Source organism: Lutimaribacter degradans, assembly GCF_023703375.1.
Taxonomy (GTDB): Bacteria; Pseudomonadota; Alphaproteobacteria; order Rhodobacterales; family Rhodobacteraceae; genus Lutimaribacter; species Lutimaribacter degradans.
The window spans coordinates 50,224-56,821 of record NZ_JAMQGO010000015.1 but is presented as its reverse complement, the minus strand read 5'-3'; the positions used below and the strand labels follow the sequence as shown (position 1 = coordinate 56,821).

The window sequence follows — 6,598 nt, the reverse complement described above, 5'->3', positions numbered from 1 at the left end:
GGCGGGGCCAAGGTAAAGGCAGATGTCACTGCGTCTCATGCCCCGAATATGGCACATCAAGCCGCCGATGGGAATCTTGTGTCAGGTGGCGAACACTAGAGATTGATTTACTGGGACATTCTCTGCGGACGGTTTTCAGAGCGCACCCTGCGGGCCGGGCTGTCGTGAACCGAGCCTGCGCCAATGGCTTGTCTCGGCCCTGCGGCTTCCATCCCTTGCGCATCTTTGGCCAGCCCTGAAGGGCTGACGCTTTCTTTCCTGTTTGGGGCCTGCGGCCCCGTCCTCCGTCAAGACCAAGCCCTCCGCATGTGCTGCGGGCGCAGCCAGCGGTCTCCCCGTCCTTCCGCGCCTGCGGCTTGTGCAGGACGGGTGATCCCCCTCCGCTGTCTGCGGTCCTGACGGTCTCCCCCCGCTCATTGGCGCGGGCCTAGTCCGGTTGCATGTGCAACCGGCTTTAAAAGGAGAAAGGGCCAATGAAACAGGACATTTACCAGAAAGTTACAGACAAGATCATTGCCGATCTGGAGCAAGGCGAACTGACATGGCACAAGCCATGGTCCGCCGGAAACATGGACGGGCGGATCATCAAGCCCCTGCGCCATAACGGCATGGCCTACAGCGGAATCAATGTGCTGATGCTATGGGGCGCGGCCATGGAAGGCGGCTATATCTCGCCGTTCTGGATGACCTACCGCCAAGCCAAGGAATATGGCGCCCACGTCCGCAAAGGCGAGCGCGGCAATCTTGTTGTCTATGCCAACACCATCACCAAGACCGAAGAGCAGGACGACGGCAGCGAGGAAGAGCGCAAAATCCCTTTTATGAAGGGTTATAGCGTCTTTAACGTTGAGCAGATCGAAGGCCTGCCGGAGCATTTCTACAGCATGCCCGAGCCCGTCATCGACCCCGCGCAGCGGATCGACCATGCCGAAGAATTCTTCGCCGCTACGGGCGCGGATATCCGCAGCGGCGGGAACAGGGCATATTACAGCGGCGGGACAGATCACGTGCAGATGCCGCATTTCGAGAGCTTCCGCAGCCCCGAAGCCTACTATGCGACCTTGGCGCACGAGCTGACCCACTGGACGAAACACCAAAAACGCCTTGACCGTGAATTCGGGCGCAAGCGGTGGGGCGATGAAGGCTATGCCCGCGAAGAGCTGGTCGCCGAGCTGGGCGCGGCGTTTCTTTGCGCCGATCTGGCCCTGACGCCGGAGCCTGGCACCGATCATGCCGCCTATATTCAAAGCTGGCTGAAGGTGCTGCGCGATGACAAGCGCGCGATTTTCAGCGCCGCCGCCCATGCGCAGCGTGCAGCGGATTTCCTGCACGGCTTGCAGCCCGTCATCGAGCAACCCGAGCAGCAGGAAGGAGTCGCCGCGTAAGCGGCGGCTCTGCCCGCAAGGAGGGCTGACCCATGGAAAAGCACAACATCACATGGCGCGGGATCGATATCGAGATCACCTTCACGCCGGAAAGATTCGGCATAAGTGATCACATCGAGCTGCGCAGCGCAGGCCGCGTGCCGCTGCCCGTCACCGAAACCGGCTACCGGTCGAACTTTCTGCCCTGCGGCCATGTCGCCGAATACGGCGGCGCGGTGGCCTTTGTCTCGGCATGGCTTGACCACGAGGCCGCGCAAACCGGCTGGAACGGGGCGCAGCTATCGCTGTTCTAGGAGTGGAAAATTTTCGCGGCTGGCCGCGAGGCCAGCCGCGAACTGCCTATCTGTTGATAGGCAATGAGGGCATTTCCGCATATCAGATGATTAACAGGCAGGTGCTCACTGTTCGGGGAACAGGCCAGGCATCCAGCGCCCCGCAAGCGTTGCCGGAAATGCCAGAACCAAAGGCGCGCGCGAGCTTTCCGATGTCAGCGCGCCCGCTTCGATCAGCGCGGAGGTTACGCGCCGCGCCGTCCGGTCGCTCGTGCCCAGAATGTCGGCCACCGCGCCGCGCGGAAGCTCGCCTTCATAGAGGATCGCACGCAAAACCGCGTCGGATTTCGGGGGCAGCCGCCCGCCACGGATTTCCTCTTCCGCCCAGATCATGATCCGGTCACGCAGCCGGTCCGGCTTCATCAGGCCTTCCATAAATTCCACCTGATCGATGCAGGTTTGCAGCAAGAATTTGGCGAAGGACGCAAGCGCCGCTTCGCTGAGCGTGCCGCGCCCGTCACGGTCGCCGTGTCTTGGCTCGTCGCAGGCTTGCAAGTGCTTCTTGTAGGCCGCTTCGTTGCGCGCAAGGCCGCGCGCGACCGACCAGAGCCCGCCGGTGTTCAGAGAGTCGCGCAGCATGGCATAGGACATCAGGCGCGCAACGCGCCCGTTGCCGTCCAGAAACGGGTGAACCCACAACAGCCGGTGATGCGCACAAGCCGATGCGAGGATCGACTCGATCCGGCCCGCCATGCGGTAGGCTTGGTGCAGGCGATCGAGGAATCGCGGAACCGCGCCTGGACTGATCGCGACGTGGCGGCCAACCACCACGTCACGTTCCCTGAATTCGCCTGGCACAACGCGGATTTGCTCGCCGGTATCTGGCATTTCTACATAGAGCAGGTCTTCGGGCAGCAACTCACAGAAGCGCCGGTGAACCTCGCTGATCATCGCCGGTGATGTCGGCGGCTCCGTGAGCCCGCCGTCGTCAATCCATTTCTGGACGGCGATATGCGCCTTGGCTTCGAGCTGGAGGTCGCGCTTTTCTGGATCGGCGCTGTAATCGTCATGCAGGGCGCGCTCGATATCGACAGGGTGCGTGTTGTGGCCTTCGATCAGGTTGCTGTAGTAGCAATTCATGGAGCGGATGAGCGTGGCCAGCGCCGCCGCAACCTGATCCGGCAGGCTGCTGCGGAAGGCGGCAGCGCGCGCGGCCAGATCGAGGGCAAGATCGTTCAGCTCGCGCCTGTGCGGCGAGCCCTCGCTGACCATCAGCGGCTCGAACAAGCCTATCGTCTCTTTATCGTCCCGTAGCGTCATGTATCCTCGATTTTGGCCGCTTTTATGGTAACTTTCATGATCTAAGTTAATCAATCATAGCATGCGTTTAGGCTACATGTCAGTAAGTTTATGGCCGTCGATATGGCCGGTTCTGTGGCCGGTTACTTGGCCGTATTGAGCCCCAGCCAGTACGCAGCCCGCCGCTGGCGGGCTGCGCGGCGCGTCAGAGCTTGCAGCGCGAACGTGCCGCTGGTCTGGCCTGATGGCCCATGGCGCGTTCGATATTTTCGAGCGTTGCCAGTATATTGCGGCGATCCGGCGTGTCAGGCTCGGTTTCGATCAGCAGCATCGAAAAAAGTTGATGCAGTTCGCCGAGTTCCTGAGCGGTCAAGCCGTGCAGCTCTTGCATGGTGAGAAGCGTGATCATGTGATCCTCCTTTTCCTCTTCGAGACCCGGCCTATCCAGGTCTTCTCGGGATCAGGACGACGCAGGAAGCGGCTTATGCGGACACCTTCGGGCGCAACGTAGTGGAGCAGGCTTATCGCCTTGGCCGCAGAGCGTGGCCCTTTCTGCCAGCACTGAATTCTCGGAAGCACCGCAGGACGGTCGCCAGAGGAAAGAGGGAGCGCTTTGATCGCTTGGGTCTCAGTTCATGTGATGCTCGTGCGATGAACGCTCATTGGATCGCGGTCGGCTCGTTTTCAGGAAACGCCTGACTTCCTGACCGCACGCGGCCCGCCATCAATATCCTGCCCGCACCACTCCGGCAGAGCCGGACCGTGTTGGAAATGACGCCGTGCCTTCTTCGTCCGGTCTTGCGGAATGGCGTAACGAGCCAACCACAAACCAAAGGAGAACCATCATGGCACGCACACAGAAAAAATCTGAAACCCCGCAGTACAACGCGCCGGACTTTCTGGCCTGGCACGTCATCGACAAGGGCGAGAAATCGTACTGGAACAAGGTCGGAGCAGCCTGGCGGCACAAGGACGACAAGGGCTACACCCTCCAGCTCGAAACGGTGCCGATCAATGGCCGCATCGTCCTGCGCCAGCCCCTCGAAGGGCCGGATCACCAGAACGAAAAAGAAAACGGGCGCGCGTGAGCGCGCCCGCTTCTCACTCAAATCATGCAAGGAAAGGAAAAGACCATGCAACGCTACATCATCTCACGCGGCGAATATGTCGTGCACAACATCATCATCGAGGCCAACGACGAGGACGCCGCCGTCCAGATCGCCCAAGATACATCGATCCATGACGAACGCTGGCGCGACTGCGGCCCGCTCGGTCATGATGTCCTGTACCAGTGCGAGGGCGCGGCACCCGTTTGATGCCGCCACCCCCTCCTGAACGCCGCCCTTCATCGAGGGCGGCGTTTCAGTTCAGATTTTCGGGCAGCACACAGTGCAGGCGGTCGAGCGACGGATCATCGACGACGATGACCTTAATTGCCCCGCACATGTCCTGATTTTCATACATGTGCATGAAGTGCTGCGCGTCGTGATGCTCGCATTCATGCGCCTCATCTGCGAGCCGTATGTCCTCTTCGGCCATATCGCACACGTCCTTCGGATATGCGTAAACAGCTTCGTACAGCGTCAGGACGCGGCGCGGCACGAAGACAATGCAGATGAACTCATCCATTGGTTTTCCTTTCTCTCGTCTATCGTTCAAATCCGCGATCCCGCCCTCGGTCGCGGCGACGCTGACGCTTGCGGTCTTGGCGTTCGGGATCGGGCTCGCGCCGTTGCGGCTCGCGCTCCGGCAGGGCCATATCCTGATAGCGGGCGACATCCTCGCGCAGCAGGAGCAGGTCGGCCTGCTGCCGTTCACGCTGTTCCCGAATCCGCTCTTGCAGGGCGCGGCGCTCGTCGAGCTGGCTGGCGATCAGGCTGTCACGTTCGGCGCGGTCGCGGACGAGCGCGGCCCAGGCTTCGCGCTCGTTGCGCTCCTTGATCTTGCTGTATTTGCCGGTCAAACGCTGCCACAGGCCGGAAATCCCGCGCGGCAGCCGTGCCGCCCGCGCATTGGTTTCGGTAATCCAGCGCTTTTCCTGCACTTCTTTCTGCACTTGCCGCGCCTGCCGATGCCGTGCGGCCAGGTCGCGGCGCTCGGCTTCCAGCCCCTTGCGGCCCTGTCCGGCTTCAAGCTCCGCTTGCCGGATGAAGCCCTTGATCCGCTCCGACATGCGGGCGGCGATGTAGATGCGGGCTTCATCGACCGACGGATAGGCTTCGGGATCGCCGAGTCGTGCCGCCACATCCTTCGTCTTCACGCCTGCCTGCCGCGCCACCGCATAGACTTCGCCGCGATAATCGACGGCAACAAAGCCGCGCCGATCACCGCGCGCCAGCATGAAGCCGCGTTCCTTGAGCGCTTGCGCGAAGGCGGTGCCGGAATCCGAGCGGTTCCAGCTTTCCTGAAACAGCGCCTTTATGTGTTTGGGATCGAGGCCAACGCGCCGCGCTTGCTGCCATTCCTCGCGCGTGTAGCCGAGCGGATCGCGCTCCTGCCAGTCGCGCAGCCCTTTTGGCATTTCCCACCCATGGCTGCGGAACAGATCGCGCGACACGTCGCGCAGGCGCATCTTGTAGTGCGGCAGGTTGATCGCCCGCATCCGGTCGGCATCAATGCGCGACCAGACGACATGCGCGTGCCGCCGTCCGTCTTTCTCGTGAAACACGATGGCGCGGGGCTGTTCTTCGAGGCCGAGCTTGCGCTCGACCTCATCGGCGGCACTCTCGAAATCGGAGGTTGTGACGGTTTCCCCGCCAGGCGGGTTGAGGCTGGCCGAGAACAGATAGTTCTCGCAGCGCGTGCCTTTGGCGATGGCATCGACCTCACGGAAAGCGGACAGCAGGTCATCGCCGACGAAACCGCGAACCTCGTGCAGCTCGACATGATCATTGTCCCGCATCGAAAGCAGGTAACGGGCGAGCTGCGCCCCGCCGCCGCGTTCTTTGGCCTTGAGGATCATGGTTCCAGCTCCGGTCCGGCTTTGGAGGCTGATCCCGTCTCGTGCAGGCCGAGCGCGATCAGCAGATCGCGCCGCATCGCCTGCACATCCTTGCACGCCTGCCGCAGATCGGCTTCGGTTTCCGGCGTGACAGGCAACGAGCCGGTGTTCACCGCCTTGGCGAGCTGATTGAGATTATTCGAAAGCCGCGACTGCCCGAGCGCTGCCAGAACACGCCCGAGCGCGGCATAGTCCTTGACCGGAAAATGCCCGCGCGTCTGACGCGGCGCGACATCATCGCCGAACAGGCGGTCACGGATATACGCCCCGAGCGCCATGCCGGAGGCATCCTGCTCCAGCCGCGCCCGCTCATCGAAGCTCAGCCGCAGCGAAAACGGCGTCGGCTTTTTGGTGGCCGGTTTTTCAGCAGGAGGGGCGTATCCCTCTAAGTTATTGAATTTATATGTCAGTTTCGTCATGGTCGCGCTCCAGACCGTCAAGGTCTAAATGCGCGAGATGGCGTTCCCAATCTTCAAGAACCTCAAACAGAAGGTTTGATTCTTCTGCCGTCAGGTCCACCAAATCCTTCAAAACTTATTGATCAACACAACGCACCGGGCTTGCCTGGTGGAGCGGTGGCAGGGCCTTTGCCTGTTTGTTGGGCAGGGTCCGGGCCACGCAAATCATGCCGGCGCAGTCGC

At 61.6% G+C, this 6,598-nt stretch carries 9 protein-coding genes; 4 read left to right on the top strand and 5 right to left on the bottom strand.

Features of this window, described 5'->3' with window-relative positions; genetic code table 11:
• Positions 1-473: 473 nt before the first annotated feature.
• Positions 474-1,385 (top strand): ArdC family protein, encoded by a 912-nt coding sequence (locus tag M8744_RS16335; protein WP_251419751.1) that lies wholly within the window; start codon positions 474-476, stop codon positions 1,383-1,385.
• A gap of 32 nt (positions 1,386-1,417) precedes the next feature.
• A complete protein-coding gene (locus tag M8744_RS16330; RefSeq protein WP_251419750.1) occupies positions 1,418-1,678 on the top strand; it encodes a hypothetical protein in 261 nt (86 codons plus the stop codon).
• Between the two features lie 105 nt (positions 1,679-1,783).
• Here M8744_RS16330 and M8744_RS16325 read toward each other — a convergent pair whose 3' ends face one another.
• Positions 1,784-2,977, bottom strand: a complete 1,194-nt coding sequence (locus M8744_RS16325) for a Fic family protein (RefSeq protein WP_251419749.1) — start codon at positions 2,975-2,977, stop codon at positions 1,784-1,786.
• 184 nt (positions 2,978-3,161) lie between these two features.
• Positions 3,162-3,365, bottom strand: coding sequence for a hypothetical protein (locus tag M8744_RS16320; protein WP_251419748.1), 204 nt, complete (start codon positions 3,363-3,365; stop codon positions 3,162-3,164).
• Positions 3,366-3,801: 436 nt separating this feature from the next.
• On the opposite strand from M8744_RS16320, the gene M8744_RS16315 reads away from it, so the two are divergent.
• The gene (locus M8744_RS16315) at positions 3,802-4,044 is read left to right on the top strand and encodes a hypothetical protein (RefSeq protein WP_251419746.1); all 243 of its coding nucleotides are present in this window, start codon (positions 3,802-3,804) and stop codon (positions 4,042-4,044) included.
• Between the two features lie 45 nt (positions 4,045-4,089).
• Positions 4,090-4,272: a hypothetical protein gene (locus tag M8744_RS16310; RefSeq protein ID WP_251419744.1), complete on the top strand. Its 183-nt coding sequence runs from the start codon at positions 4,090-4,092 to the stop codon at positions 4,270-4,272.
• Positions 4,273-4,318: 46 nt separating this feature from the next.
• Here M8744_RS16310 and M8744_RS16305 read toward each other — a convergent pair whose 3' ends face one another.
• The 3 genes from M8744_RS16305 to M8744_RS16295 are packed head-to-tail and all read right to left on the bottom strand — an operon-like array spanning position 4,319 to position 6,376.
• Positions 4,319-4,585 (bottom strand): hypothetical protein, encoded by a 267-nt coding sequence (locus M8744_RS16305; RefSeq protein WP_251419743.1) that lies wholly within the window; start codon positions 4,583-4,585, stop codon positions 4,319-4,321.
• A gap of 19 nt (positions 4,586-4,604) precedes the next feature.
• Complete coding sequence (locus M8744_RS16300; RefSeq protein WP_251419741.1) at positions 4,605-5,918, bottom strand: relaxase/mobilization nuclease domain-containing protein; 1,314 nt, start codon at positions 5,916-5,918, stop codon at positions 4,605-4,607.
• Positions 5,915-6,376, bottom strand: coding sequence for a MobC family plasmid mobilization relaxosome protein (locus tag M8744_RS16295; protein ID WP_251419739.1), 462 nt, complete (start codon positions 6,374-6,376; stop codon positions 5,915-5,917). The genes M8744_RS16300 and M8744_RS16295 overlap by 4 nt, the downstream gene beginning before the upstream one ends.
• Positions 6,377-6,598 lie beyond the last annotated feature (222 nt).

Bases quoted from the DNA above. Each gene is read 5' to 3' on its own strand.
- M8744_RS16300 (WP_251419741.1), bottom strand. From the start codon at position 5,918: ATGATCCTCAAGGCCAAAGAACGCGGCGGCGGGGCGCAGCTCGCCCGT.
- M8744_RS16310 (WP_251419744.1), top strand. From the start codon at position 4,090: ATGCAACGCTACATCATCTCACGCGGCGAATATGTCGTGCACAACATC.
- M8744_RS16335 (WP_251419751.1), top strand. From the start codon at position 474: ATGAAACAGGACATTTACCAGAAAGTTACAGACAAGATCATTGCCGAT.
- M8744_RS16305 (WP_251419743.1), bottom strand. From the start codon at position 4,585: ATGGATGAGTTCATCTGCATTGTCTTCGTGCCGCGCCGCGTCCTGACG.
- M8744_RS16325 (WP_251419749.1), bottom strand. From the start codon at position 2,977: ATGACGCTACGGGACGATAAAGAGACGATAGGCTTGTTCGAGCCGCTG.
- M8744_RS16295 (WP_251419739.1), bottom strand. From the start codon at position 6,376: ATGACGAAACTGACATATAAATTCAATAACTTAGAGGGATACGCCCCT.
- M8744_RS16315 (WP_251419746.1), top strand. From the start codon at position 3,802: ATGGCACGCACACAGAAAAAATCTGAAACCCCGCAGTACAACGCGCCG.
- M8744_RS16320 (WP_251419748.1), bottom strand. From the start codon at position 3,365: ATGATCACGCTTCTCACCATGCAAGAGCTGCACGGCTTGACCGCTCAG.
- M8744_RS16330 (WP_251419750.1), top strand. From the start codon at position 1,418: ATGGAAAAGCACAACATCACATGGCGCGGGATCGATATCGAGATCACC.